At 53.2% G+C, this 26,096-nt stretch carries 25 protein-coding genes; 21 read left to right on the top strand and 4 right to left on the bottom strand.

What is annotated here, in order from left to right; translation table 11 throughout:
* Positions 1-3 precede the first annotated feature (3 nt).
* Entirely contained in the window at positions 4-672 is a 669-nt protein-coding gene (locus NXT01_RS00775) for a 4'-phosphopantetheinyl transferase (protein ID WP_259076351.1), read from the top strand.
* On the opposite strand, the gene truB is transcribed toward NXT01_RS00775, so the two are convergent.
* The gene (gene truB / locus NXT01_RS00780; RefSeq protein WP_396124699.1) at positions 669-1,577 is read right to left on the bottom strand and encodes a tRNA pseudouridine(55) synthase TruB; all 909 of its coding nucleotides are present in this window, start codon (positions 1,575-1,577) and stop codon (positions 669-671) included. The two genes, NXT01_RS00775 and truB, sit on opposite strands and share 4 nt — an antisense overlap.
* Before the next feature lie 68 nt (positions 1,578-1,645).
* Between truB and NXT01_RS00785 the strand changes: the two genes are divergently transcribed.
* The 16 genes from NXT01_RS00785 to NXT01_RS00860 all read left to right on the top strand — a co-directional run bounded on the left by NXT01_RS00785 (position 1,646) and on the right by NXT01_RS00860 (position 22,015).
* Positions 1,646-2,614: a bifunctional riboflavin kinase/FAD synthetase gene (locus tag NXT01_RS00785; protein WP_259076367.1), complete on the top strand. Its 969-nt coding sequence runs from the start codon at positions 1,646-1,648 to the stop codon at positions 2,612-2,614.
* Between the two features lie 35 nt (positions 2,615-2,649).
* Complete coding sequence (locus tag NXT01_RS00790) at positions 2,650-3,609, top strand: nucleoside hydrolase (protein WP_259076369.1); 960 nt, start codon at positions 2,650-2,652, stop codon at positions 3,607-3,609.
* Positions 3,610-3,743: 134 nt separating this feature from the next.
* A complete protein-coding gene (rpsO, locus tag NXT01_RS00795) occupies positions 3,744-4,013 on the top strand; it encodes a 30S ribosomal protein S15 (protein WP_259076371.1) in 270 nt (89 codons plus the stop codon).
* A gap of 196 nt (positions 4,014-4,209) precedes the next feature.
* The gene (locus tag NXT01_RS00800; RefSeq protein ID WP_259076373.1) at positions 4,210-6,489 is read left to right on the top strand and encodes a polyribonucleotide nucleotidyltransferase; all 2,280 of its coding nucleotides are present in this window, start codon (positions 4,210-4,212) and stop codon (positions 6,487-6,489) included.
* A gap of 776 nt (positions 6,490-7,265) precedes the next feature.
* Positions 7,266-8,222 carry an aldose 1-epimerase family protein gene (locus tag NXT01_RS00805; protein WP_259076383.1) on the top strand — a complete coding sequence of 319 codons (957 nt, stop codon included), beginning with the start codon at positions 7,266-7,268 and terminating at the stop codon, positions 8,220-8,222.
* 81 nt (positions 8,223-8,303) lie between these two features.
* The gene (locus NXT01_RS00810; protein ID WP_259076385.1) at positions 8,304-9,965 is read left to right on the top strand and encodes a sodium:solute symporter family protein; all 1,662 of its coding nucleotides are present in this window, start codon (positions 8,304-8,306) and stop codon (positions 9,963-9,965) included.
* 22 nt (positions 9,966-9,987) lie between these two features.
* Entirely contained in the window at positions 9,988-10,239 is a 252-nt protein-coding gene (locus NXT01_RS00815; protein WP_259076387.1) for a cell wall anchor protein, read from the top strand.
* Between the two features lie 5 nt (positions 10,240-10,244).
* Positions 10,245-11,390, top strand: coding sequence for a galactose-1-phosphate uridylyltransferase (galT, locus tag NXT01_RS00820; RefSeq protein ID WP_259076389.1), 1,146 nt, complete (start codon positions 10,245-10,247; stop codon positions 11,388-11,390).
* Complete coding sequence (galK, locus tag NXT01_RS00825; RefSeq protein WP_259076391.1) at positions 11,380-12,621, top strand: galactokinase; 1,242 nt, start codon at positions 11,380-11,382, stop codon at positions 12,619-12,621. Before galT ends, galK begins: the two co-directional genes overlap by 11 nt.
* Before the next feature lie 97 nt (positions 12,622-12,718).
* A complete protein-coding gene (gene dapB / locus NXT01_RS00830; RefSeq protein ID WP_259076393.1) occupies positions 12,719-13,474 on the top strand; it encodes a 4-hydroxy-tetrahydrodipicolinate reductase in 756 nt (251 codons plus the stop codon).
* Positions 13,467-14,225, top strand: a complete 759-nt coding sequence (thyX, locus tag NXT01_RS00835; protein ID WP_259076395.1) for an FAD-dependent thymidylate synthase — start codon at positions 13,467-13,469, stop codon at positions 14,223-14,225. The genes dapB and thyX overlap by 8 nt, the downstream gene beginning before the upstream one ends.
* Positions 14,226-14,293: 68 nt before the next feature.
* Entirely contained in the window at positions 14,294-15,208 is a 915-nt protein-coding gene (gene dapA, locus NXT01_RS00840) for a 4-hydroxy-tetrahydrodipicolinate synthase (RefSeq protein WP_259076397.1), read from the top strand.
* Entirely contained in the window at positions 15,201-17,198 is a 1,998-nt protein-coding gene (locus NXT01_RS00845) for a ribonuclease J (RefSeq protein ID WP_259076399.1), read from the top strand. The genes dapA and NXT01_RS00845 overlap by 8 nt, the downstream gene beginning before the upstream one ends.
* A gap of 83 nt (positions 17,199-17,281) precedes the next feature.
* The gene (locus NXT01_RS00850) at positions 17,282-17,914 is read left to right on the top strand and encodes a TIGR03085 family metal-binding protein (protein ID WP_259076401.1); all 633 of its coding nucleotides are present in this window, start codon (positions 17,282-17,284) and stop codon (positions 17,912-17,914) included.
* A 76-nt stretch (positions 17,915-17,990) separates the two neighbouring features.
* A complete protein-coding gene (locus NXT01_RS00855; protein ID WP_259076410.1) occupies positions 17,991-20,807 on the top strand; it encodes a DNA translocase FtsK in 2,817 nt (938 codons plus the stop codon).
* 212 nt (positions 20,808-21,019) lie between these two features.
* Complete coding sequence (locus NXT01_RS00860; RefSeq protein ID WP_259076412.1) at positions 21,020-22,015, top strand: TerC family protein; 996 nt, start codon at positions 21,020-21,022, stop codon at positions 22,013-22,015.
* 75 nt (positions 22,016-22,090) lie between these two features.
* Here the strand turns inward: NXT01_RS00860 and NXT01_RS00865 are convergent, their stop codons facing one another.
* Positions 22,091-22,387 carry a YciI family protein gene (locus tag NXT01_RS00865; RefSeq protein WP_259076414.1) on the bottom strand — a complete coding sequence of 99 codons (297 nt, stop codon included), beginning with the start codon at positions 22,385-22,387 and terminating at the stop codon, positions 22,091-22,093.
* Positions 22,388-22,448: 61 nt separating this feature from the next.
* Between NXT01_RS00865 and pgsA the strand changes: the two genes are divergently transcribed.
* The 4 genes from pgsA (at position 22,449) to NXT01_RS00885 (ending at position 24,746) form a co-directional block, all read left to right on the top strand.
* Positions 22,449-23,030, top strand: a complete 582-nt coding sequence (gene pgsA, locus NXT01_RS00870; protein ID WP_259076416.1) for a CDP-diacylglycerol--glycerol-3-phosphate 3-phosphatidyltransferase — start codon at positions 22,449-22,451, stop codon at positions 23,028-23,030.
* Complete coding sequence (locus tag NXT01_RS00875) at positions 23,027-23,557, top strand: CinA family protein (protein ID WP_259076424.1); 531 nt, start codon at positions 23,027-23,029, stop codon at positions 23,555-23,557. The genes pgsA and NXT01_RS00875 overlap by 4 nt, the downstream gene beginning before the upstream one ends.
* Positions 23,557-23,865 (top strand): helix-turn-helix domain-containing protein, encoded by a 309-nt coding sequence (locus NXT01_RS00880; RefSeq protein WP_259077089.1) that lies wholly within the window; start codon positions 23,557-23,559, stop codon positions 23,863-23,865. Before NXT01_RS00875 ends, NXT01_RS00880 begins: the two co-directional genes overlap by 1 nt.
* A 92-nt stretch (positions 23,866-23,957) precedes the next feature.
* On the top strand, positions 23,958-24,746 hold the full coding sequence (locus NXT01_RS00885) for a PspA/IM30 family protein (RefSeq protein WP_259076426.1): 789 nt from the start codon (positions 23,958-23,960) through the stop codon (positions 24,744-24,746).
* A gap of 45 nt (positions 24,747-24,791) precedes the next feature.
* Here the strand turns inward: NXT01_RS00885 and NXT01_RS00890 are convergent, their stop codons facing one another.
* Both NXT01_RS00890 and NXT01_RS00895 read right to left on the bottom strand, forming a co-directional pair.
* Positions 24,792-25,406, bottom strand: coding sequence for an energy-coupling factor transporter transmembrane protein EcfT (locus NXT01_RS00890; RefSeq protein ID WP_259076428.1), 615 nt, complete (start codon positions 25,404-25,406; stop codon positions 24,792-24,794).
* Complete coding sequence (locus NXT01_RS00895; protein WP_259076430.1) at positions 25,403-26,095, bottom strand: energy-coupling factor ABC transporter ATP-binding protein; 693 nt, start codon at positions 26,093-26,095, stop codon at positions 25,403-25,405. The genes NXT01_RS00890 and NXT01_RS00895 overlap by 4 nt, the downstream gene beginning before the upstream one ends.
* Between the last annotated feature and the right edge of the window lies 1 nt (position 26,096).

Here is a 26,096-nt window from a genome sequence, read left to right on the forward strand (position 1 = left end):
CGCATGGTAGAGGCTAATTTATTCCCTGAGTCCGCTCGCTTCCATGTCCTCAAAGTGGATCCTCAATCCGTTGATCTTCGGCATTTCAAGCAATTGCACCCCACGGAACAAGCAGCGGTGCACCATGCGGTTGATAAACGAAAGGCCGAGTTTGGCGACGGTCGCTTTTGTGCCCACCAAGCCTTACGGGCACTCGGGTGCGAATCAGGGCACCCCATTGTGCGTGGAGAACGCGGAATGCCGGTATGGCCAGAGGCAGTTTCCGGCTCCCTCACTCATACCGACGGTCTGCGAGCTGCGGTGGTGGCACCACGATCGCGGGTGCGCTCAATGGGACTCGATGCAGAGATAGCTGAGCATTTACCAGAGGGGATCCTGGGGTCGATTGCCCGGCGAGGGGAACTCGCCCAACTCGAGCAATTACGCAAACAAGGTATCACGTGTGCAGATCGCTTGCTGTTCTGTGCCAAAGAAGCCACGTATAAAGCGTGGTTCCCACTGACCCATCGATGGCTCGGTTTCGAACAGGCCGAAATCGATATTCGCCTAGATGGAAACTTCGTCTCCTACCTTCTGGTCCGGCCCACCCCCGTCCCTTTTATCGAGGGACGGTGGATGATTGCAGATGGCTATATTATTGCGGCAACTGCGGTGCTGAGCGAGAGCGCCTAGTTCAAAGTGTTGGGTCGTGCCACGAAGATGCTGGCCAGCCTCTTGCCCTGCTGTTTAACGAGGGCAATAGCTCGGCCATCTGGGTCTACCGCGGCAAATGGCCCCTCCTGCGCCACTGGTTGGAGCCATTTGCCCATCGACAGATCCCGAGCTTGGTCTGCAGTAATATCGAGAACAGGGTAGCAATGGGGGAGGGCTTGGTCTAGGCTCATGGATAGTTGTGGTGCCTTCTCGAGTTCCTCAAGGGTTTGAGCGTCCTCCAGAGAAAAGTGGCCGAGCACGGTACGGCGCAGATAAATAAGATGACCGCCGATGCCTAGAGCCTCTCCCAAATCGCGTGCCAGAGAACGGATATAAGTCCCTGAAGAGCACTGCACCCGAATATCTACGTCAATATGATCGCTGTGAGGGCGAATATCTGAGACAGAGTAGGAGAAAATTGTTACTGGCCGAGCAGGAATCTCTATATCCTCGCCATCACGGACTCGCTGATAGGCTCTCTTGCCGTCGATTTTAACAGCTGAAACTCGGGCTGGGCGCTGCATGATATCGCCACGAAATGGTCCGATGGCAGCGTTGATCGTTTCCACACTCACCTCAGCAAGCTCAGCTGCGCTAGCCCGTGAGATTTCCTCACCTTCGGCATCATCGGTGGTCGTTGCCGATCCAAGGCGGATTATCGCCTCATAAGTCTTTGTGGCATGGACTAAATGTGCTAAAAATTTAGTGCCGCGCTCAACCCCTAAAACTAAGACACCAGTAGCCATCGGGTCGAGCGTCCCGGCATGACCGACTGCGCGTGTATGAAAGGCGCGACGGACGCGCGCCACTACATCGTGAGAGCTCAGCCCAGCAGGCTTATCCACGATAACGAGGCCAGAACGGTCGAGTAGGGAAGAGGGCATGTCAGTCATAAATCCCAAGTCTATGAGCTGCTATCACCTTTCGCCCATTTTCCCGTAAACTAAGCGGCGTGAATATATGGCGTGGACTCGACAATATACCGGCAGATCTCACATCTAGTGTGGTGAGTATCGGCGTCTTCGACGGCATGCACCGAGGTCACAAGACGCTACTCGATGCCGCCGTTAAACGAGCAGATGAGCTCGAGGTACCCAGTATCCTTCTCACTTTCGACCCACACCCGCTGGCAATCCTGCGCCCGGACCGAATGCCTCCGCTGCTAGCTAGCGTGGAAAGGCGAGCTGAGTTGGCGGCTCAGGAGGGAATAGACTTCATCCTCGCGATGACCTTCAGCGTAGACAAAGCGCAATTGAGCCCTGAGGATTTTTTCACAGAGGTTCTCGTCAATTCCTTACACGCCCGCGCTGTAGTCGTGGGTGAAAACTTCACCTTTGGTCACAATGCCGAGGGCACCACGAAAATATTGCAGGACTTAGGCAAAAAGTACGGGGTTGAGATTTATATTAAGGATCTCCTTGGCGACGACGGGGAGACCATATGTTCCACTTCGATCCGTCGGTATCTCAGTTGCGGTGAGATTCGCCTAGCTAACCACGCTTTGGGTCGCGAGTTCGAGGTGTGTGGCGAAGTGGTCCGCGGCGCTGGACGCGGCGGAAGAGAATTGGGCTATCCCACCGCCAACCTGTACTTTCCTGATTCGGTAGCCTTGCCAAAAGACGCCGTATATGCCGGATGGTTACGAGTGATCTCCGAAGCCCCAATAGATGGGGATATGGAGCATAATACTCGCTACCCAGCAGCGATCTCGGTGGGCCACAACCCCACATTCGGCGATAAACGCCGCAGTGTTGAGAGTTTTGTTATTGGGCGCGATGCCGATCTGTACGGACATACCGTGGTAGTGGAATTCGTAGATTTCGTTCGTGACATGGAAACGTTCAGCGGCATCGATGAACTAGTTGCCACCATTGACAAGGACGTGGCACATACCTTAGATATACTCAACCATTCCTCATAAGGCTAGGCGAGGACATTTACTGATCGGAGAGTGACATGTACACCAAGATCATTCTTGACCTCGATACAGGCATCGACGACGCGCTGGCAATCGCTTATACCCTCGGCTACTGCGCGGCCCATCCCGAGGTCGAACTCGTCGGGATCACCTCCACCTACGGGAACGTCGATATTGCCACCAGCGTGCGCAATAATCTAGCGGTGACACAACTCTTTAAACGCTCCGATATCAAAGTCTATGCCGGCCCGCCTAAGGCTCTTGGTGCTTCAGATTTTAGAGTCCTTGAAATCTCGTCGTTTATTCATGGGGCAAATGGGATTGCAAATATGATAATCCCTGAACCGCATAAAAGTGGAGAGAACCGAGATGCCGCAGATTTCCTGATCACCTCTGTGCATACCTTCGGCGATGATCTCGTTATTATTCCCACCGGGCCCTTGACCACCATTGCTACGGCAATAGCGAAAGATCCCACCTTTGCACATAAGGCTCATATTGTCTTCATGGGAGGGGCACTAACCGTACCGGGCAACGTGAAGCCGTGGGCAGAGGCGAATATCCATCAGGATCCCGAGGCCGCTGATCGAGTGCTTCGTGAAGTCGAAGATATCACCATGGTGGGGCTCGACATCACCTTACAAACGCTATTGACTCCCGATGATCTCGCGATCTGGCGGGAGCTTGAGAATTCACGGGCGGAATTTATTACCGCACTCGCAGAATACTATATCGATGCCTATGCCGAATTTGATCCCACGCTTGGTGGGTGTGGGCTCCACGATCCGCTTGCTGTGGCTATTGCACTCAACCCGGATCTTGCTGTCTATCACAACATGAACCTCATGGTCGACACAGCGGAACCGCTGCGTGGGCGGACCACGGGCGACACCACACGTTTGGGGAATCACAGGAAAAATGTCAAGGTAGCCCTCGGGGTGGATGTGCAGCGTTTTAAGCAGCTCTTTATGCATTACACCACACTCGCTGCGAGCTAAGTGCACGAAAAGTCAACGCTCGTGCTATAGTCGTTGAAGTTTCTCTTACTGTGGTTCACAGCAGTTTGAAAAACCACCGTTTATAAGGCGGTGATGACGTTTAATGTGGACTGGAAATTTCAAGGAGTAACCCCATGGCTCTTAATGCAGAGCAGAAGAAGGCCATTCTCGCTGAGTTTGGTTTGCACGAGACTGATACCGGTTCGACCGAGGCACAGGTTGCCTTGCTCACTCACCGCATCAATACCTTGACCGAACACCTCAAGTCCCACAAACATGACCACCACTCTCGTCGTGGTCTGCTCTTGATGGTGGGTCGTCGTCGTGGTCTTCTGAAGTATCTGGCAGCCAATAACGTTGACCGTTACCGCGATCTCATCGCTCGTTTGGGTCTGCGTCGTTAAGCTCTAAGAAAAAAGAATCCCTCCCCTTGTGGGAGGGATTTTTGTTTGGGGCTAAAGACTGGGTGAAGTTGTGTTAAAGTCGTTCTTGTTGCGTTTTTTGGATATCCGAAAACAAAAATACCGAAGATATAAATCATGGTAGAAAGACGGCACCGATGATCGTCGAAAAGCACGCACAATAAAGAGGAGAACGTGCATGAGCAGTGCAAAAAAATTAGTTACTTTTACTGAGGATCCCGAAGTTGGCATTACCGAAGCAATAGCCACCATCGATAACGGCGATTTTGGAACCCGAACCATCCGCTTCGAAACCGGGCAACTAGCCCGCCAAGCGGGTGGTTCTGTTACTACCTATCTCGACGACGATAATATGCTGCTGTCAACGGTGACAGCATCCTCGCAGCCCCGCGAAAACTTTGACTTCTTCCCCCTGACCGTCGATGTTGAAGAACGGATGTACGCCGCGGGACGCATCCCAGGTTCCTTCTTCCGCCGTGAAGGCCGCCCCTCCACCGAAGCGATCCTCGCGTGCCGTCTTATCGACCGTCCTTTGCGCCCTACCTTTGTGAAGGGGCTGCGCAACGAAGTGCAGGTCGTGGTGACCGTTTTATCAGTCGATCCAGAAGATATGTACGACGTCGTAGCCATCAACGGCGCCTCCGCTGCAACCCAGCTCTCGGGACTACCCGTATCTGGTCCTGTAGGCGGCGTGCGCATGGCGCTTGTCGCAGATGAGAAACACCCCAAGGGGCAGTGGATTGCTTTCCCCACTCACGCCCAGCATCAGGAGGCTCTGTTCGAGCTCGTTGTGGCTGGCCGCATCATTACTAAGCGGCAGGGAAGGAAGACCGTCGAAGACGTCGCCATTATGATGGTGGAAGCGGGGGCCACCGAGTCCGTTGTAGACAAGATCAAGGATGGCAAACCAGCTCCAACGGAAGATGTTGTAGCGGCAGGTTTGGAAGCAGCCAAGCCTTTTATCGAGGTGCTCTGCCGAGCCCAGCTTGGTCTTGCCGAGCGAGCTGCAAAGGAGACCCAAGAGTTTCCTCTCTTCCCTCCCTATTCAGATGATATTTTCGCCGCGGTGGAGAAGCAGGCAACCAAAAAACTGGGCTCCCTACTCACTATCAAGGCAAAGCAAGAGCGCGATGATGCCACCAATGAATATATGGAGCACGTCGAGGCCCAACTGGTCAAGCGTTTTACTACGGACGAGAGAAGCGAGGAGACCGCTGCTAAGGAAATCCGTGCCGCATATAACGCTGTGATGAAGAAGGTTGTGCGTCGCATGATCCTCACCGATCACTTTCGTATCGATGGCCGTGGTGTCACCGATGTGCGCGACCTGGGCGTAGAAGTAGATCTCATTCCGCGGGCACATGGCTCCTCGCTCTTTGAGCGAGGAGAAACTCAGATCATGGGTGTGACCACGCTTGATATGCTCAAGATGGCGCAACAGATTGATTCGCTGTCGCCAACAACGTCGAAGACATATTTCCACCATTACAACTTCCCGCCATATTCGGTGGGTGAAACTGGCCGTGTGGGTTCACCGAAACGCCGCGAAATAGGTCACGGTGCTCTTGCTGAGCGTGCGCTTATTCCAGTGATCCCGTCCCGGGAAGAATTCCCGTACACGATTCGTCAAGTTTCCGAAGCCTTAGGCTCCAATGGTTCTACCTCGATGGGCTCGGTATGCGCCTCAACGCTTTCGCTTTATAATGCCGGGGTGCCACTGAAGGCTCCCGTTGCGGGTATTGCTATGGGCCTAGTTTCCGATGAGGTCGATGGGGAGACCGCCTATGTGGCGCTGACCGATATCTTGGGTGCTGAGGATGCCTTTGGCGATATGGACTTTAAGGTTGCCGGTACAGCAGATTTCATCACCGCCTTGCAGCTCGATACCAAGCTCGACGGTATCCCCTCTGAGGTACTCGCAGCAGCCCTATCTCAAGCTCGCGATGCTCGTCTGTATATCTTGGATACAATGGCTGAGGTCATTGATGGACCCGATGCTATGAGTGAATACGCTCCGCGAATCACCTCGGTTAAGGTTCCTGTGTCAAAGATCGGTGAGGTGATCGGGCCGAAGGGTAAGACCATCAATGAAATCACCGAGGCGACTGGTGCCGATATTTCCATCGAAGACGATGGAACCGTCTATGTTTCCGCAACCGGCGGCAAAGCTGCAGATGCTGCCATCGAGCGCATTAATGCCATCGCTAATCCGCAGTTGCCTAAGGTAGGCGAGCAATTCCTTGGTACCGTGGTCAAGACTACTGCTTTTGGTGCGTTTGTTTCCTTGGTACCTGGTCGCGACGGTCTAGTACATATTTCGAAGCTCGGGAATGGCAAGCGCATTAGTAAAGTCGAAGATGTCGTAAACGTGGGCGAGAAAATCGAGGTTGAAATCCTCGATATCGATAACCGCGGCAAGATTTCCTTAGGCCTAGTTAGTCACGAGGAAGAAAGCTAAGCAGAAACTCCGTTATGAGCCACCACCCCCCACATACTGGGGTGTGGTGGTCGTTGTGATTTTTAGGGCACTGATAACGCTCCATCACGCTTCAAGGGAGTAGCGTTGTCGAGCTCAGCGGAGCTCACGCCATGTCAGGCGCTCGAACCTATTTAATTTTTTTATCCCACCGATGGTTTTGATGAGAAATCTACGCCGGTTTCCCATCAGTACCGGGTATTAAAATCACGGGGCAGAGCAAGCGGATAGCTAGAAAAAATTACCGAGGACTTTGGTCAGATTCTGATGTGCTCCCTCTGGTAAAGGCATCTGCTGTTACCGGGCGCGAGCAGGTGTAGACCAACCGCTTAGCGTGAATACCAGTACAGGGTAGTAGACTCCGTGCATAATCAGATATCTAAGGCTATCCCTAATTACATGGGGCGCAGAGTAGGCACGGAGTTGGCGCAGAGATATAGGACCCCAAGCAAGACAAGCCTACCTAGGTGGTCCCCGAATCCGACATCGCGCACGATATAAGGGACGCGCGAACTGCATGCTTGTGCATCCTATTGGCTTTGCCCAAGTGGGGGTAAAGATAATGTGAATTAGTTCACGCTGCAACTGCGATGTCGAATAAAACACAACGCTTACACATCAGGTGTGTACTTATTCAACTAAAGGACCTCATCTTTTATGGCGATAATCGTTAACAACTCTTTATCTAAAAGCTAATATAACTTTTGGATGATGATCACCATGTGTGTGGAGCGGTAATAACTCGAAAGGCTACCGTTATGGGTAAGAATTTTCAGGAGCTCGTACTGGAGGCATCGGACTACCGCGCTGTCATAACCTGTAGGGGCGCCGGTCTGCGCGAGCTCAGTTATCGCGGGCGACCACTCATTCAGTCTTATAACCCAGGCGAGCCAGCTCCCTTAGGTGCCCACCAACTCTTGGCCCCCTGGCCCAACCGGACCGCGGACGGGCGCTTCATATGTGCTGGGCGCACCTTTGAACTCGAGCGCAGCGAGGCGGCCCGCCACAATGCGATTCATGGATTTATTCGTCGCCAAGAATTCGAGGTTATTAGCCTCTCTCCACACTCCGCAACCCTACGCCTTCGAGATCAACCACATCCCGGGTGGCCGTGGGCAGTGACCTATACCGTGGTGTGGTCACTTGGAGCTGAAACCGGCCTGAGTCTAGATTTCCAGGCCCACAATACATCAGATACTGCCATGCCTTTTGGGTTCGGTTTCCACCCGTATATATGTGCCCAAGGGGCGCCGGTAGATCGAAGTCTATTGGCTCTTCACTCGGTTTCATCGTATCTCCCACTCGAAACTTCCCGGAATCTCCCAGCCGGCCCTGTCTCTCCACTGCACACTCTGGAGAACGAAGGCACTGTTACGACACACCAGCTCGAGATGCTAGGAGAGGGGATGCCACTTGAAGGAGTATTCTTTGACCATTGCTTCGGGCCTGGAGTTAATGAGGCAACTCTCATCGACCCCCGGAGCGGACGTGGAGTGAGGATTACAGGCGACGAGTCAATTTCCTGGATGCAGGTTTTCACCCCAGACCCTGCTCGTGGCTGCGGCTTCCCAGGGGTAGGGCGAGCAGTGGCTGTGGAGCCAATGACATGCCCGCCCGATGCTTTACGTTCCGGCACCGACCTTATGACCATCGCCCCGAATGAGGTGAAAAAAGTCAGTGTGAGTATAGGCGCCTACCAACGTACAACAACTTAATAAAACCGCCCAGTCTGACAATATTCCACCCAGGCTGCGGCTTTGTCCTTCCTTCGTTCCTACTCTTTAAAGGAGGCAGCCATGCCCATGGCTGAATCTGCGCTGAAACTTGATGCTTCATGGGTCGATTATGCGCTTGTGGCACTCTATTTTGCATTCGTTCTCGGAATCGGCTGGGCGGCTCGCTCAAAAGTTTCAAGTTCGATTGACTTCTTTCTCTCCGGACGTTCCCTGCCCGCATGGGTGACTGGCCTCGCGTTCATTTCTGCGAACTTAGGTGCCGTGGAGATTGTGGGTATGTCAGCCAACGGTGTGCAGTACGGATTCCAAACGATGCACTATTTCTGGATCGGCGCCATCCCCGCCATGGTCTTCCTCGGCATCGTGATGATGCCCTTCTACTACGGATCGAAAGTACGCTCAGTACCCGAGTTTATGCTGCGGCGTTTTGGCCCCGGAGCGCACCTTGTTAACGCTATCTCTTTTGCCGTTGCCCAACTTTTGATCGCTGGTATCAACCTGCTCCTGCTGGCAAAGGTGGTTAACTCCCTACTCGGGTGGCCACTATGGCTGACCCTCATCATTGCCGCGGTTATTGTGCTCTCTTATATCACTCTCGGTGGTCTTTCTGCTGCTATCTATAACGAGGTCTTGCAATTCTTCGTGATCATTGCTGCGCTGCTGCCGCTGACTATTATCGGCCTGCACAATGTTGGCGGATGGTCGGGATTGAAAGAGAGAGTGGCAGAGGAAAGCCACTTCCACACCTGGCCTGGCACCGATATCTCGGGTTTTGATAATCCAATTATTTCCGTGATTGGGCTGGTTTTTGGCCTCGGCTTCGTGCTGTCTTTCGGTTATTGGACTACCAACTTCGTTGAAGTACAGCGCTCCATGGCAGCAGATTCCTTGTCCGCAGCGCGACGGACTCCGATTATCGGCGCCTTCCCCAAGATGTTCGTGCCCTTCATAGTGGTCATCCCCGGCATGATTGCCGGTGCTACAGTAGCCCCCATTATGGACGGCAGTGCCAAGCCAAATGATGCCATGTTGTACCTCATGCGCGATCTCCTCCCTAGCGGTCTACTCGGGGTGGCTCTCGCTGGTCTCTTGGCCGCATTTATGGCTGGAATGGCTGCCAATATTTCCGCGTTCAACACCGTGATCTCCTACGATATTTGGCAAACATACGTAGTCAAAGACCGAGAGGATAGTTATTATTTAGGCTTTGGTCGTCTTGCTACTGTAGCCGCAACAGTAATCGCGATTTTCACCGCCCTGATCGCGCAGAACTTCGGCAACGTGATGGATTATCTCCAGACTCTCTTTGGGTTCTTCAACGCTCCGCTCTTTGCCACCTTCATACTCGGTATGTTCTGGAAGCGAATGACCCCCACCGCCGGCTGGGTGGGCCTGGTCTGCGGTACTCTTTCTGCCATTATTTACTGGGTTCTAGCCACGTTCTCCGGCTCAGAGGCGGCTCTGTTCAATCTTCCGGGTCAGGGCACAGCCTTTGTTGCCGCATCCCTAGCTTTCGCTGTCGATATCGCCATCTCCATTGCTGTCTCTGCTCTTACGGTACCTAAAGCCGATCATGAGATGGTGGGCTTCGTACGCTCGGTAACCCCTAAGGAGGACTTGAGCGATGCTGCCGAGGTAGGTGTGGCCTGGTATAAGCGCACAGTTCCACTGGGTGCCCTATGCATGGCTATGGTCATCGTTCTTAATATCGTCTTCGCTTAAACCACAGTAAAGGACCAGCACAATGGCTCATCCACGTTCAATCAAAGCGAGTGCCTTTGATATCCGAAACGTAATCGGCGCCCTCATCGGCATCTATGGCGTCATCCTTGTTTTCGCTTACCTCGCCATCGACCCAGGTATCGACCCCAGCACCGGTATGCCCAAAGATGCCGGTTATAACCTCTGGGTTGGTCTCGCGATGGTGGGCTGCGCCGCAGTATTTTTCCTGTGGGCAAAACTGAACCCGGTCATACCGGAAGTCAAAGAGCACTAAGACTCATGACTGATATACGGGTAACCCGCACAACGCTTGCCGACGGCCGCGAACTGATATATTTCGACGACGATCCCAGCTATACGACCGGCGAGAAAACGCGTGAGCTTACCGACCCTCGCGATTTACCCGCGGCGACCACCGAATCAGAGATGCGCTGTGACCCCCTCACTGGGGACTGGGTAGTGTATGCCGCGCATCGCATGAATCGGACTTTTATGCCGCCGGCGGACCTCAACCCCCTCGCCCCCTCGCACCCGGGTAAACACCCCACCGAAATCCCTGCTCGAGACTACAACGTCGTGGTCTTTGAAAACCGATTCCCGTCTTTGTCTACCCATATGCATATTCCCGATGATTTCGCCCACCTGGTCGACGGTATCGAGTTGGTGCCGCGCCAGCCGGCATATGCCCGCTGCGAGGTCGTATGTTTTACACCTGAAGCGTCCCAATCATTTAAGGACCTCAGCCTGACTAGGGCGCGCACAGTGATAGAAGCGTGGGCGCATCGGACAGCTGAACTCTCTCGTATTAAGGGGGTGAGACTGGTATTTCCCTTCGAAAATAGGGGAGAGGAGATCGGGGTCACTCTCCAGCATCCCCACGGCCAGATCTATTCCTATCCCTTCCTCCCCGCCCGCGCTCAAGCGATTGTCAATCGCGCCCGGGCGCACCAAGAACGCACTGGTCGAGATCTTTTTGATGATTACCTCACTGCCGAGCTAGAGGCAGGGACACGAATTGTGGTAGCGGGAAAACAGTGGGTGGTATTTGTCCCCGCAGCAGCTAAGTGGCCAGTCGAACTGATGGTCATGCCGCGTCGACACGTGGCAGACTTTGCGGAGTTGAGCAATCCCGAAAAAGATGAGCTCGCTCGTATCTATCTCACCGTATTACAAGCTCTCGATCATTTCTTTGAGGGCGTCGACAAAACTCCTTATATCGCTGGATGGAACCAAGCGCCAGTTGGTGCGGATCGAACATTCGGCAGGCTACACCTGCAGTTATTTTCCCTTATGCGATCACCACACCGCTTGAAATACTTAGCGGGGTCAGAGTCAGCTCAGGGCGCTTGGATCTCCGATACAACACCTGAGCGGATCGCTCAACGCTTCCGAGATCTTTTAGAAGGGAAGATTGATGTCTTATAGCCCACGTTGGATGCAGACACACGGCGACGGTGCCGGTGCTAGCCTGGCACGAGAGTTATTTGTTCGCACATTCAACCGAGCCCCAGAAATCACTGTTGCCGCGCCGGGGCGAGTCAATTTGATCGGGGAACACGTAGATTATGCTGGCGGTATATGTCTTCCCTTCGCGCTGGGTCAGCGCAGCTATGTAGCGATCGCACGTAGAGATGACCGGAAACTCGCCGTCGTCTCGGATTGGCCTAATGCTGAGATCGAGTCTATAGATCTTCGCGATATTGGCCCCCAACATCCCGCTTCTTGGGCTGGTTATGTCGTTGGTTCAATTTGGGCCGCGTACCAAGCGGGAGTCATTGACGAGCAAGGTTTCGATATTGCGGTCGTCTCCGATGTGCCCGTGGGAGCTGGATTATCCAGTTCGGCTGCGATCGAGTGCTCGGCCGCCCTAGCCGCGGTGGAATTAATCCACCCAGGAAATCTCAACGATGAGATTCGCGAGCACCTTGTCGTAGCCACCATGCGAGCGGAAAACGAGATCGTAGGAGCCTCGACCGGCGGGCTGGATCAAAAGATTTCGCTCTTTGCGCGTCCCGGACACGCTCTTGCAATAGACTTCGGTGATAACAGCAGTCAGCACGTTCCTTTTGATATCGAGTCGGCGGGCTTAAGCCTACTGATTTGTAATACTAACGCCCCTCATTTCCTCGGCGATGGGCAGTATGCTTCACGGCGAGCAGTTATCGATGGGGTTGCCCACGCGGCGGGAGTTTCCACACTTCGCCAGGTGGAGGATCCTTTCGAGGTGGCGGCAAGCTGGGCAGCTAAGAACCAGCCCGCTAGCCAAAGCGCACAACAGTGGCAAGAGGTGGTGTATCGCAGGGTCAGGCATGTCGTTTCGGAGATAGACCGTACTGCTGAGGCCATCAATAGACTCAAAGCCAACGATATCGCTGGTTTTGGCACGTTAATGTGGCAGTCGCACGCTTCATTGCGTGATGATTATGAGGTGTCTACTCCAGAACTCGACCTCGTTGTCGAAGAAGCGCGAGCCATGGGCGCCCTCGGAGCGCGCATGACCGGGGGAGGCTTTGGCGGAAGTGCCATCGCTCTTGTGCGAACCCACGACGCTACCGAGTTAGCTCGCCGGATAGACACCAAGGCTAGGGATCAGGGGTTCCCGATACCGGAATTCCTCCTCGCAACGCCAAGCTACGGGGCTCGTCGACTCGACTAGATCCTACGGTCCGATCCTTCTGAGAAGGATCGGACCTTTTTAGCGCTTCCGCATTTGCTCTACACTATTAGACAGCAAACGCGAGAAAGAGGTTTTCATGACAATCAAAGTGGGTGTGCTGGGCGCACACGGACGCGTCGGACAAGCAATCGTCGACGGCATCAAATCTCAGGAGGATCTGGAGCTCTCAGCCGCTCTTGATCGCGGTGATGACCTGGCACAATTAGTTCAGACAGGAACCGAAGTCATTGTGGACTTCACCACACCGTCATCGGTGATGGACAATCTCGAATTTTGCCTACGTCATGGCATTCACTGTGTGGTCGGGACTACTGGTTTTACCCAGGAGCGCCTCGACCAGGTGCACAGGTGGTGTGATGAGGGCAAGGCTCACTGCCTCATCGCCCCTAACTTTGCCATCTCAGCTGTGCTGACCATGCATTTTGCTAGGATAGCGGCGCGTTTTTTCGAATCCGCCGAAGTCGTGGAATATCACCATCCTAAAAAACTCGATGCCCCGTCAGGAACTGCTATTCATACTGCGGAAATGATCGCTCAGGCGCGCGCTGCCGCTGGAATGGAAGCGATGCCAGATGCGACAGAGCAAAGCCTGGAAGGAGCACGGGGGGCGCTCGTCGATGGGGTACCAGTGCATGCGGTGAGAATGACGGGCATGGTTGCGCACGAAGAGGTTATCTTTGGCACCCAAGGACAGTCCCTGACTATTCGCCAGGATTCTTATGATCGGTCTTCTTTTTGGCCAGGAGTCTATGAGGGCATCCAACAGATTGGGAAGCACCCGGGTCTAACCGTAGGCCTCGAGCACTACCTGGGTTTTGGTAGCAATGGCTAAGACTGCCCACTTACGCGTCGAGTTAATTGCGTGTAGTTCCTTCTATGCACCCTCAGATATCGAGTGGGATACTCCCCCAGAAACCCCAGATTCGGAGGCTCTCATCGAGTTTGCGGGGCGTGCTTGTTATGAAACCTTTGATAAACCGAATCCTCGCACCGCAGATAATTCCGCCTATATCCGCCACATCATGGAGGTCGGTCACCTCGCATTGTTGGAGCATCCGACTGCGACCCTCTATATACGAGGTTTATCTCGTGCCGCTACACATGAATTAACCCGCCATAGGCATTTCAGTTTCTCGCAGCTGTCGCAGCGATTTGTCCATGCCGAGCATGCTGAGGTTGTCGTTCCTCCATTGATTGATCGGAACGAAGAACTTCGACGCCTGTTTATGGAAGCCGTCGATGAGACTCGATTCGTCTACAACGAGCTTGTTGATGCGCTCGAGCAACAACTCGATGGTGAATCCAACGCACTGCTGCGGAGAAAGCAGGCTCGACAGGCTGCTCGTGCTATTTTGCCCAATGCGACGGAATCGCGAATCGTTGTTTCTGGCAATTTTCGCAATTGGCGCCACTTTATCGGAATGCGCGCGAGTGAGCACGCCGATAATGAAATCCGGGAGGTCGCTGTGCGGTGTGCGGAGGTCTTAAGAAGTGCCGCTCCTGCGGTTTTTTCAGACTTTGAGGTCACCACTTTAAGCGACGGTTCACGTATGGCATCAAGCCCATTTGTTAGCGACTTTTAAGGAATTATTTCCAACCCCTGGGCGGTGGATGCCAAACTTATGCCCAAAAGAAGGTAACGTTGAAGGCCATGAGCAAAGGTTTAGTAGCGCTAACGGGGGCCGAGTATTTCGGCTCGATTTCCGTTGCTATGGTTACCCCCTTTAACGAAAATGGTGAACTTGATCTCGGCGCAGCTGCTAAGCTGGCCCGCCACCTCGTTGATAACGGAGTAGATTCGCTCGTTCTCTCGGGAACGACCGGCGAAGCTCCGACCACCACGCTTACTGAAAAGATCGACCTGCTCACCGCCGTCCGTGAGGAAATAGGAGCAGCGGCCAGAATAATTGCTGGTGCTGGTACTAATAACACACGATCCACGGTGGAAGCATCAAAAGCCTGCGCCGACGCTGGTGCAGATGGGCTTTTAATTGTCACGCCGTATTACTCCAAACCGAGTCAAGAAGGCATTTACCAACATTTCTCCACAGTCGCGAAAGCAACCGAGCTCCCCATCTGTGTTTATGACATACCAGGGCGCACGGGAGTAGCGATCGAGGCGCACACCCTGAGTCGGATAGCGGAACTTCCAACAGTTGCGGCTGTCAAGGACGCCAAGGGAAATATCGCCCTGTCGACTGCACTAATCGATGCGCTCAATCTGGCATGGTATTCCGGTGACGACCCTCTCAATCTTCCTTGGTTGAGTGTAGGCGCCGTCGGGTTTATATCGGTGATCGGGCATCTAGCTCCGCGGCAATTGCGAGAAATGTACGAAAATTTTAACAACGGCAATCTCGCGAAAGCTCGTGAGATTAACGCTTCATTAGCTCCACTCGTGCGTGCCCAAGCGCGCTTGGGTGGAGTGGCCTTTGCCAAAGCTGGTTTAAGGCTGCAGGGCATAGATGTGGGCGAACCCCGCCTACCCAACCTTGCTCCCTCAGTAGAGGAATATGAAGCTCTCAGCCACGATATGAAAATAGCTGGAGTATTAACTAATGAGTGAAACCCGTAGTCGCAACCGACGAGCTGTGCGAAAAGCTGGCTCGCCAGAGACTGCAGACGCCCCAACCTTCATCTCGCCCGAAGGAAGCCCTGATACATCGGGCGCGCCAAGCGAAAAACGCAAGAATGCCACGCAGGGACGTGGCAGAAATAATCGCGGCCCTCAGAAAAATAAAAAGGGTCATGGCCAAGAAAGTGGTCAGCGCGACAGTCGCCGTAATGTGGTGAAATCAATGCAAGGTGCGGATCTTACTGGTCGCCTACCGTTGCCCGGTAAGCCGAAGCGGAACGGTTTGCGCATTTATGCCTTAGGTGGCATTTCGGAAATCGGACGAAATATGACCGTTTTTGAGTACAACAATAAGTTGCTTATTGTCGACTGTGGTGTACTTTTCCCGTCATCAGGCGAACCCGGCGTTGATTTGATCCTCCCAGATTTCGCGCCCATCGAAGACAAATTAGACCAGGTTGAAGCACTGGTGATCACACATGGACACGAGGACCATATCGGCGCCATTCCATGGCTGCTAAAGCTGCGCCCCGATCTCCCCATATTCGCCTCGCGTTTCACGACTGCTCTCATCATGGCAAAATGTCGCGAACATCGAATTCGCCCGAAGATCACGGAGGTAGATAAAGATTCCAACCTCGATCGCGGACCGTTCAATATTCGTTTCTGGCATGTCAATCACTCCATACCCGATTGCTTAGGTGTAGCAATCAAGACTGGAGCTGGCATGGTCGTGATGACCGGCGATATTAAGCTCGATCAAACCCCTCCCAATGGAAAGCCCACCGACCTGCCTGCACTCTCGAGGCTCGGGGATGAGGGGATTGACCTATTCCTGTGTGATTCCACAAACGCCACCACTCCTGGTGTATCTGAATCCGAATCTAATATTGCCCCTGCATTGCGACGTATCATCACCGATGCGAAGCAGCGGGTCATTCTAGCGTGTTTCGCGTCCAACGTTGACAGAGTCCAGGCGGCAATTGACGCCGCTGCGGAGTGCGGACGTAAGGTGGCATTCAACGGCCGCTCCATGATTCGTAATATGGAAATTGCCGAGAAGCTCGGCTATCTCAAGGCCCCGCGTGGAACTATTGTGTCCATGGACGATGCCGGCAAAATGGCTCCATCGAAGGTTCTCCTTATTACTACCGGTACCCAGGGTGAACCGATGGCCGCTCTGTCGAGGATGGCTCGTCGCGAGCACCGCCAGGTTACTGTTCGCGATGGAGACGTTATAATTTTTTCGTCTTCTTTGGTCCCCGGTAACGAAGAGGCTGTATTTGGCGTGATGAATATGTTGGCTCAAATCGGAGCCACCGTAATCACCGGTCGAGATGCCAAAGTACACACCTCTGGCCACGGTTATTCGGGCGAGCTATTATTCCTCTACAACGCTGCGCGCCCACGCCACGCGATGCCTGTACACGGTGAATGGCGACACTTGCGCGCCAACAAGGAACTTGCCATTGCCACAGGTGTGCCGCGGGAAAATACTGTACTAGCGCAAAACGGTGTGGTCGTCGATATGGTCGACGGCAAGGTAGAGATCGCGGGTCAAATCCCTATTGGGCACCTCTATGTGGATGGCGTAACCATGGGCGATATCGATCAAGAAGTGCTTGATGATCGCACGGCCCTTGGCGAAGGAGGTCTTATCTCTATCACTGCTGTGATTGATAATCGCACAGGCCGTCTCCTCGAAGCCCCCACAGTGCAAGCTAAGGGCTTCTCTGAGGATGCTATAGCGATGATGCCCGAGGTTAAAGATCTAGTTTCCACCACCATGAATGATCTCGCGGCGGAAGGGGAGAACGATCCCTATCGTATGGTGCAACAACTGCGGCGAAAAGTCTCCCGCTACGTGGAGCAGACATGGCGTCGTAAGCCAATGATTATGCCCACGGTGGTGCCAATGTCTTCAGATAACAGCACTCCGATACCCGATGAGGATGTGCGTCGCTCGCGTCCGAGTTGGTAACTAAAAAATCCCCGCCTCATTCAGACGGGGATTTTTTATGTCGAGCTTATGCCAAAGCAAAAGAAGATCGGTAGGCTAAATATATGACTCTTTCATCTTCCGAACGTTCCCGCTTGGCTGCCCTTTTTCGAGATACTGACCCCTCGGCGCCTACACTGTGTGGCCAGTGGAACGCCAAAGATCTTCTTGTTCACCTGGTGGTGCGTGAAAATGAGTTTCCAGCCGCTTTGGGTATTGTGAGCTCCCGATTTGAAGGTAGCTTGAAAAAACAGTCCGAGAAGGCGGCGAACCGTGACTACCAGGAACTTATCGATTGCTTTGAACAAGGTCCAGGTGCTTTGAGCCCGTTTCGATACCTTGATCGTTTCGTTAATGCTGCAGAGTTCTTTGTTCACCACGAGGATTTACGTCGTGGATCGGAGCCGGACTCGGTGGCACCCCGCAACTTTACCGATGCGGAAAACAAAGAACTCTATACTTTGCTGAAGTGGCTCGCACCGATGATGTTGCGGAGTTCACGTGTGCCCGTCGTCATCGAACCTCACGGTTTCCAACGGTTTGTGGGAAAAAACAAGCGTGGGGTCGCCACTAAAGGGGACCAGGTGGCAAGGATTCGGGGTGATGTGGGTGAAATCCTGCTCTATCTCTACGGCCGCGATTGGGCTCATGTCGATATCGTCGATGACTATGACGGAATCGATCGATCAAGTCTCTGAGGTTGATCGAGGGAAAATACGGTTCGAAAGTGTTTCAAATGTGAATAGTGTGATTTTTGAGGTTAAGCTTTAAGACATGACTGCCAAAAGCACTTCCTCCAGCCGCGGAGGGGCCGGATCTAAACGTCCCCCCTCACGTTCTGGTGACAGATCATCTCGCAGAGCACCAGAAAGACGAGTGAGCACAACGGCATTTGCCGCCTCGGGCAATTACGCTCGTTCGGCCAGACGTGCGGCTGAATCATCCGAGGAACGCACAGGCTCCGCCCTGAAGGCGGTGGGTGGGGGACTGGGCACCCTCTTTTCAGCAGCAGCCCACGGCGTGGGTACTCTGACACGATCCGTAGCTGGTCAAGAAGACGACCTCTATCCTCTGGACGAAGACCACCCCAACGAGAACCAGGAATTCGAAGAAGATACACGTGATGCTGAGAAGGAATCTCACCGAGACAGCTTCGGACTCGTCCTTATTGGTTTAGCCATCGTTCTCGGGGCTTCTGAATGGTTAAGCATCGCAGGTCCCATTGGGCAGTGGATTTCCACGGTGGCACACCTTCTCGTTGGTGCTGGCGCGTATATCCTCCCGATTATTCTTCTCGTTGTTGCCGTATTAGTCATGCTTGAGAAGCAGCCCAGCCTTAATATGAAGGGTTCCATGGTGCTTGGCGGTGGCTTGATAGTGCTATCAATGTTGGGACTATGCCATATTTTCGCCGGTCTTCCTGACAAGTGGTCGCAGCGCCAGTTGGCCGGTGGCGCCTTGGGTGCTTATATCGGTGGGCCTTTGGCGCAGGGCTTTAGCGGCTTTATCGCCGTGCCCCTGCTATTTATCATCATCATCTACGGCGCGCTCAAGCTCACAGGTATCAGCATCAGAGAGTGCATCGACGCCGCAACAGAATTTGTCGAGCAGCGCCGCAATCAGAACGACGAACTCAACGGGGATGATGAGGACGAATATTCCGAGGCCGAGGAAGACACAACTATCGCTCGCCGAACTCGCCCAGCGCCCGCGGAGATCCGACCACCGTATCAACGTGTGCGCCGTATAGAAAATAATCCGCAGCTGCTCTTTGGGGGCGGCCCGATGGAGAACTACCCCGTCAATGAAGCATCGGAAACCGATGAATTCCCAGTGGTCCCGGAGCAAACAGTTATTCTGCCCCGGCCAACGGAAGAACGGACCGAGTCCGCGGCACCCGTGGTTGCTTCACAACCAATGGCAGAACCGACTGAGGCCGCAGCGCCCGCGTCTGATTCGCGACCAACTCTCATAGGTCCCGTGGATGAGCATACAGACCCCGCGTCGGTCGAAGAGGACGTGGAGCCCGCCTCAGCGCCACAGATTATTCACTCTGATTACGAAGTACCCTCAACCAAACTTCTAGTGAACGGGGCGCCGCCTAAGGGGCACTCGGCGGCTAACGACCGCATGATTGAGGCCATCAGTGCGGTCTTCGAGGAATTTAAGGTGGACGCCCATGTGGTGGGACTGAGCCGAGGGCCTACAGTGACTCGATATGAGGTCGAATTGGGCCCGGGCGTTAAGGTTTCGAAGATCACAAACCTGCAGTCTAATTTAGCCTATGCAGTGGCCACTGATAACGTACGGCTGCTCACCCCAATTCCTGGCAAATCTTTGGTAGGTATCGAAGTCCCCAATGCGGATAGGGAAGTAGTTCGCCTGGCTGATGTCCTCAACGCACCTGCCATCCATGGCGATCATGATCCGATGCTGGTGGGACTAGGCAAGGATATCGAGGGCGAATTTGTGGCACACTCGGTCCAGAAGATGCCCCATCTACTCGTGGCCGGTTCCACAGGTTCGGGTAAGTCTGCTTTTGTAAATTCACTTCTAGTATCGCTGCTGACCAGGGCGCGGCCGGAAGAAGTCCGCCTGATTTTGGTGGATCCGAAGATGGTGGAGCTTACGCCCTATGAAGGTATTCCGCACTTAATCACCCCCATCATTACCCAGCCAAAGAAAGCCGCTGCTGCACTGCAATGGTTGGTCGAAGAAATGGAACAGCGATATATGGATATGAAATCCACTCGCGTGCGTCATATCAAGGACTTCAACCGTAAAGTAGAAAATGGCGAAATTCAGACTCCACTGGGTTCACAGCGTGAATATAAACCGTATCCCTATATCGTGTGCATCGTCGATGAGCTAGCCGATCTCATGATGACCGCGCCGAAGGAAATCGAAGAGTCCATCGTGCGCATTACCCAAAAGGCGCGTGCCGCAGGTATTCACCTCGTCCTTGCTACGCAGCGACCCTCCGTAGATGTGGTGACTGGGCTCATCAAGACAAATGTGCCGTCCCGCCTGGCTTTTGCTACCTCATCCCTGACCGATTCTCGTGTGATTTTAGATCAGGCAGGCGCTGAAAAACTCATCGGCATGGGCGACGGTCTGTTCATCCCACAAGGCGGCCGGGCGAAACGAATTCAAGGTGCGTATGTAACCGATGAAGAAGTACAAGCAGTAGTCGACGCCGCTAAATCCCAAGGTGAGCCAGAATATACTGAGGGCGTAACCGAGGACAAAGCCGCCGAGGCGAAGAAGAATATAGACGAAGATATCGGAGGCGATCTGGATGATCTGCTGCAAGCAGTGGAGCTAGTAGTAACCTCTCAGCTGGGATCCACCTCGATGCTGCAGCGCAAGATGCGCATCGGTTTTGCCAAGGCAGGCCGGCTGATGGATCTTATGGAATCGCGCGATATCGTCGGCCCTTCGGAAGGATCGAAAGCTCGGGAAGTTATTGCCAAACCAGAGGAATTAGAATCAATCTTGTGGCTGCTAAAAGGAGCAGATCCCGAGCAAGCGCCGCGTGAGGAGGACGACACAAATATTGTGACCTACAACCCCACAGGCAACGCCTTCTAGGGCGCGGATCCTAGGCCGCTGCATGGCTGTGCTAGCATCGTAGATCGTTGGAGGGGAGTACCCCGGTGACAACGTGAATCGTCAGCACGTGATTTATAAAGCACGCTTTATAGGGATCCGGTTCCGTTGGGCTAGTACCTGGTGCTGGCTGGGAGAGACCTCTGGCTTATTCGGAAAAATATTGTCCTCGAATGAGACCGGAGGTCTTTTTAATGGAAGTCAATCTTCTAACATGGGTTATTACCTGTGCTGTAGTGAGCGGATTTTTTATCTTCGATTTCTACTCCCACGTTCGCACCCCCCACGAACCGACCCTCAAAGAAGCAGCGTGGTGGTCTGCCTTCTATGTTGCACTAGCTGTTGCCTTCGGAGGTTTTCTGTGGCTGACCTGGGGCGAACCGGGTAATCCCCACCAACACGGAATCGAATTCTTCACTGGTTATATCACCGAAAAAGCGCTGAGCGTTGATAACCTATTTGTTTTCGCGCTGATCTTGGGATCCTTTAAGGTACCACGCAAATACCAGCAGAAAGTCTTGCTCATCGGGATAGCCTTGGCACTCATTCTGAGACTGATTTTCATCCTGGCGGGCGCAGCTTTAATCAGCCTGTGGTCAGATGTCTTCTATATCTTCGGCATCTTCTTGCTGTATACCGCGATCAAGCTCATTGTGGATGAGGTTCGCGATGCTCCCGAGACTGCCCCTGACGATATGTGGGTCATTCGGATGTTGCGAAAAGTCGTGCCTGTTACGAGTGGCTATGAAGGTGACCACCTCTTCGTGCACAAGAAGGGTAAATTCGCGGTCACTACTCTTTTCGTCGCGCTCTTAGCCATTGGATTGATCGATGTTATGTTTGCTCTCGATTCAATCCCTGCCATCTATGGAATTACTACTGAACCTTATATTGTCTTTACCACCAATGCGCTGGCTTTATTGGGCTTGCGTCAGATGTACTTCCTCCTCGACGGCCTCCTCGATCGCTTGGTTTATCTCTCCTACGGACTAGGGGCGGTCTTGTCCTTTATCGGCGTCAAGCTTATCTTGCACGCGCTACACGAGAATAGTGTGCCCTTTATCAACGGCGGTGAACCTGTCAGTGTTGTGGAAGTGGATACGCTGACATCCCTTTTCATCATCGTGGGAATTTTGGCGGTGGCAATTATCGCCTCGCTGATCAAATCGAAGAAAAACTCCCCAGCATAACTAACTAGTGAGAGAGGGCCTGACGGTGAACGTCGGGCCCTCTCTCACGTTCATATCTTCTCTATTCAAATATATTTAAGCACTACCAAAGATATTGAGCACCGGATTCCAGGTATGGAAGTGCCGTTTCTCCAGAGCACCTGAGGTGAAGAAGGGATCATGATCGAGAAGTTCTCGAGCTTGATTGAGATCGGCTCCATCTGCTAACTGGATGATAATAAGTGCACCGCCCTTCCCATCCGTATACGGGCCTGAGCCGATGAGAATTCCTTGTTCCTTGAGCTTGGCTAGAAAACTGCGATGCTGAGGACGGATCTCGGCAATGGTAGGACTAGTAGGGGAGTAGCTGTATTCAACTGCGAAAACTGTCATATTTAATAGTCTAGTCTCCAGCAATTTCGAGAGCTGAAAGAGGCTGCTAAAATCGGGAAATATGAATGCTCCCAGCCCCGATCAACTCAAGCCAACTAACCTCAATATTCCCAATATTCTTACTAGTTTAAGGATTATTGTTGTTCCGCTCTTCGTCTGGCTGGTCCTCACCAGTGAGAGTACGCGGCCTGGATGGATGTGGGCCTCTTTTGTGGTTTTTGCGGCGCTGATGATCACCGATAAATTGGATGGCGATATCGCTCGCTCGCGTAACCTCATCACCGATTTTGGTAAGATCGCCGATCCCATAGCTGACAAGACATTAATGGCGGGCGCGTTTATTTCTCTTAATATTACAGGCGCTCTCCCTATCTGGGTCACCGTTATTATTCTCGTCAGGGAAGTTGGCATCACGGTGTGGCGGATGGTGGAGCTACGCAAGGGTCGCATCGTCCCTGCTTCGAAGGGTGGAAAATTCAAAACGGTTTTGCAGACAGTGGCGGTGGCGCTCTACTTGATTCCGCTACCAGACTATATGGGCTTCATTGTCGCATTATTTATGTATATAACTGTGGCAGTAACAGCGCTAACGGGTGTGCAGTATCTTATCGACGCCGCTGCGGTGAAGAAGGCTAGGGGGTGAACACCGACCTCGCTATCCGCGTTGTTGCACGTTTGCGCGCCAATTCGCAAACGTTGAGTGTGTGTGAATCACTGAGTGCGGGGCTGCTGGGAGCCACGATCACCGGCGTTGCCGGGGCAAGTCAGGTATTTCGCGGGGGCCTGATAACGTATGCCACTGATACTAAACAACAGTTGGCTCATGTCCCGCAGCATATTCTCGAGGATTTCGGGCCGGTGAGTCCGCATACCGCACGAGCTATGGCGCAGGGTGCTCGGAATGTAGTGGGAAGCGATTGGGCAGTGGCGCTCACCGGAGTGGCAGGCCCTGATGAGCAAGACGGTCACCCCGTAGGTGAAGTATGGGTGGGTTTAGCTACCCCAGAAGGTCAGGTATCCGCATATTCTGCGGCTCAGATTCTCGGTAGTGCTTCATATCTTTGCGGCGACCGCGACGCCATCCGGTATTTAGCTGTTAGGGCTGCCTTGAGGATTTTCCTGGAATCTAGTTCGGGAACTTCTGCGATAGCTAGAACGTTAGCTGAGTGATGATGAAATATACTGCAGTTATTGAAAAGCCCAAGCCAAAGGCTTCGGAGCCGCTGCTGCGGCAAGCTCTTGGTGCAGCACTACGTGCCTTTCGCGCCGAGCGAGGCGTCACGCTGCGAGAACTCGCAGAAATATCACGAGTATCGCCCGGGTACCTCTCAGAGCTTGAGCGTGGACGCAAAGAGGTGTCCTCAGAACTATTGGCTAGTGTCTGTCATGCGCTGGGAACCAGTGTTGCCGATGTTTTAATTGAGGCTGCTGGGTCCATGGCGCTCAGTAACGCTGAGCCGGAGCTCGTTGGCGTCTAAAGGCTTTCTAGGTAGGAGAGCGTGCGATCGTCTAAGATGGACGTGCAGATCTTTATCACTAATACTCGTTCCTGAAAGGGGCTTAATTCCCGATGGCTAACCCGTTTACTAAAGGCTGGAAATATCTCATGGCTCTCTTCGATAGCAAAATCGAAGAGCATGCCGATCCGAAGGTTCAAATTCAGCAAGCTATTGAGGATGCCCAGCGCCAGCACCAGGAACTCTCGCAACAAGCTGCGGCAGTGATCGGAAATCAGCGTCAATTGGAAATGCAATTGAATCGGCGTCTTGCTGAAATTGAAAAACTTCAGGCTAATACGCGTCAGGCACTGCAGTTAGCAGATAAGTCTCGCGCTGCTGGCGACGATCAGAAGGCGCAGGAATACGAAAACGCTGCCGAGGCTTTTGCTGCCCAGCTCGTAACCGCAGAGCAATCTGTAGAGGATACTAAGCAGCTACATGATCAAGCTCTGCAGCAAGCAACGGCAGCGAAAAAAGCAGTAGAACGCAACTCCATGGCCCTGCAGCAGAGGGTAGCTGAGCGGACGAAGCTGCTTTCGCAGTTAGAGCAAGCAAAGATGCAGGAGAAGGTGGCTGATTCCATCACCTCGATGAATTCGATTACCGCGCGTAATACCCCTAATTTGGATCAGGTGCGCGAGAAAATCGAGCGTCGTTATGCCAATGCGCTGGGGACCGCTGAGCTTGCCGAGAACTCGGTTGGTGGTCGCATGGTCGAAATCGAGCAGGCCGGAGTGCAGCTTGCTGGACATTCTCGTCTCGAGCAGATACGCGCAGAGATGGCTACTAGCGAGAAAAAGGCAATTAGCGGAGACGACCCCGTGACCCGCCGTCTTGATGAACTCCGCGACGAATCTTAGATAATAGTCTGCAGAAGAAAAGGTGTCCTTTCAAGGGCACCTTTTCTAGTCTCCAACTCCTCGTGCCCACAAAGCATCAGCAATACCGCGGGCACGGCGAATAGCCCGGATGATCACAGGGGTTCCAAAAGCTAAGACCGAGAAATCGGCGCCGCGTGCTTTGCGAGCATCGAGGACCTCATTGACGGTACTCAGCATCACCGGAATCAGACGTAAGGTCAGTGAGATGGCTAGCACAATGGCATCGACATTCATCCCATATCTAGCTAGTGGTCTGAGATAAAACTCTAGAGAATCCATGAGATCCTCGAGCCGAGTGGTGAGAGTAAAAAGCGTAGCGAGCACTAGTGCCGAAAAAATAACCAGCACCAATCTGGCCCCCTCGGCAATCCCAAGCTGCCACGCCTGAAAGAGACCGAGCATGATGAGCACAGGAAGGGCCGGCCATAGTTGGCCCCAAGCCACCTGAAGTGGGATTCTAGCGAGAGCATGAAGGGCCAGACCCGCCCCTACCAAAACCAGAGCTAGATAGACGCTATGCACCCAGATTGTTGTGGTCACAACGAAAATAAAAAGAAAGAGAAATTTCCAGATGGGAGCCAAGCGATGTATGACCGTGTCTCGGTCGATATAAACCCCGAGGGGAACAGAACGAATCATGCCGTCATCTCCTGCATGAGAGTCTCATAGCTCGCAATGACGTCCTCGGGTTTGCCGTCAGCATAAATTCGATGATCATGAATGAGCAGCACGCGATCGAAATCGCGAATGAAATCTAGGTCGTGGGTAACCACGATCAGTTGCTGGGGGAGACGAGCAAAAGTCTTCTTTATCTCGAGCCTATTGCGCATATCGAGCAAGGTTGTAGGCTCGTCGGCAATTATGATATCTGGTTCGACCATCATGACACTAGCTAAAGCGAGGAGCTGTTTTTGGCCGCCGGATAGAAGATGCGGCGAGTGATCGTGGTGGGAAGCCAGGCCAAATTGCTCGAGTATGTCCTTTACCCGTTTTTGACGGTCGCTTTTGGGAAGCTTGAGGCGGCGCAGAGAAAAAGCAAGATCCTCGGCAACAGTAGGCATCACAATCTGATTATCGGCATCCGAAAAGACAAAACCTACTTTTCTGCGAATCTCTTTGCCCTTTTTGGCTACATCGATCCCATCCACGGTGACAGTACCGGTCGAGGCTTCGCTGAGACCGTTGATCAGCCGGATTAGAGTGGATTTACCACCGCCATTTGCCCCTATGATACCGATGCGCGACTCAGTGAGCTCGGTGGAAATATCACTAAGCACGAGCCGATCATCGTAGTTGACGGTTACATTCTCGAATGCGATGACGCTCATG

The organism is Corynebacterium sp. ES2775-CONJ, from assembly GCF_024814515.1.
GTDB lineage: Bacteria > Actinomycetota > Actinomycetes > Mycobacteriales > Mycobacteriaceae > Corynebacterium.

What these genes read in the sequence shown, in the direction of transcription:
- NXT01_RS00775 (WP_259076351.1), top strand. Translation starts at nt 4, where the DNA reads ATGGTAGAGGCTAATTTATTCCCTGAGTCCGCTCGCTTCCATGTCCTC.
- truB (WP_396124699.1), bottom strand. Translation starts at nt 1,577, where the DNA reads ATGCCCTCTTCCCTACTCGACCGTTCTGGCCTCGTTATCGTGGATAAG.
- NXT01_RS00790 (WP_259076369.1), top strand. Translation starts at nt 2,650, where the DNA reads ATGTACACCAAGATCATTCTTGACCTCGATACAGGCATCGACGACGCG.
- rpsO (WP_259076371.1), top strand. Translation starts at nt 3,744, where the DNA reads ATGGCTCTTAATGCAGAGCAGAAGAAGGCCATTCTCGCTGAGTTTGGT.
- NXT01_RS00800 (WP_259076373.1), top strand. Translation starts at nt 4,210, where the DNA reads ATGAGCAGTGCAAAAAAATTAGTTACTTTTACTGAGGATCCCGAAGTT.
- NXT01_RS00805 (WP_259076383.1), top strand. Translation starts at nt 7,266, where the DNA reads ATGGGTAAGAATTTTCAGGAGCTCGTACTGGAGGCATCGGACTACCGC.
- NXT01_RS00810 (WP_259076385.1), top strand. Translation starts at nt 8,304, where the DNA reads ATGCCCATGGCTGAATCTGCGCTGAAACTTGATGCTTCATGGGTCGAT.
- NXT01_RS00815 (WP_259076387.1), top strand. Translation starts at nt 9,988, where the DNA reads ATGGCTCATCCACGTTCAATCAAAGCGAGTGCCTTTGATATCCGAAAC.
- galT (WP_259076389.1), top strand. Translation starts at nt 10,245, where the DNA reads ATGACTGATATACGGGTAACCCGCACAACGCTTGCCGACGGCCGCGAA.
- galK (WP_259076391.1), top strand. Translation starts at nt 11,380, where the DNA reads ATGTCTTATAGCCCACGTTGGATGCAGACACACGGCGACGGTGCCGGT.
- dapB (WP_259076393.1), top strand. Translation starts at nt 12,719, where the DNA reads ATGACAATCAAAGTGGGTGTGCTGGGCGCACACGGACGCGTCGGACAA.
- thyX (WP_259076395.1), top strand. Translation starts at nt 13,467, where the DNA reads ATGGCTAAGACTGCCCACTTACGCGTCGAGTTAATTGCGTGTAGTTCC.
- dapA (WP_259076397.1), top strand. Translation starts at nt 14,294, where the DNA reads ATGAGCAAAGGTTTAGTAGCGCTAACGGGGGCCGAGTATTTCGGCTCG.
- NXT01_RS00845 (WP_259076399.1), top strand. Translation starts at nt 15,201, where the DNA reads ATGAGTGAAACCCGTAGTCGCAACCGACGAGCTGTGCGAAAAGCTGGC.
- NXT01_RS00850 (WP_259076401.1), top strand. Translation starts at nt 17,282, where the DNA reads ATGACTCTTTCATCTTCCGAACGTTCCCGCTTGGCTGCCCTTTTTCGA.
- NXT01_RS00855 (WP_259076410.1), top strand. Translation starts at nt 17,991, where the DNA reads ATGACTGCCAAAAGCACTTCCTCCAGCCGCGGAGGGGCCGGATCTAAA.
- NXT01_RS00860 (WP_259076412.1), top strand. Translation starts at nt 21,020, where the DNA reads ATGGAAGTCAATCTTCTAACATGGGTTATTACCTGTGCTGTAGTGAGC.
- NXT01_RS00865 (WP_259076414.1), bottom strand. Translation starts at nt 22,387, where the DNA reads ATGACAGTTTTCGCAGTTGAATACAGCTACTCCCCTACTAGTCCTACC.
- pgsA (WP_259076416.1), top strand. Translation starts at nt 22,449, where the DNA reads ATGAATGCTCCCAGCCCCGATCAACTCAAGCCAACTAACCTCAATATT.
- NXT01_RS00880 (WP_259077089.1), top strand. Translation starts at nt 23,557, where the DNA reads ATGATGAAATATACTGCAGTTATTGAAAAGCCCAAGCCAAAGGCTTCG.
- NXT01_RS00885 (WP_259076426.1), top strand. Translation starts at nt 23,958, where the DNA reads ATGGCTAACCCGTTTACTAAAGGCTGGAAATATCTCATGGCTCTCTTC.
- NXT01_RS00890 (WP_259076428.1), bottom strand. Translation starts at nt 25,406, where the DNA reads ATGATTCGTTCTGTTCCCCTCGGGGTTTATATCGACCGAGACACGGTC.
- NXT01_RS00895 (WP_259076430.1), bottom strand. Translation starts at nt 26,095, where the DNA reads ATGAGCGTCATCGCATTCGAGAATGTAACCGTCAACTACGATGATCGG.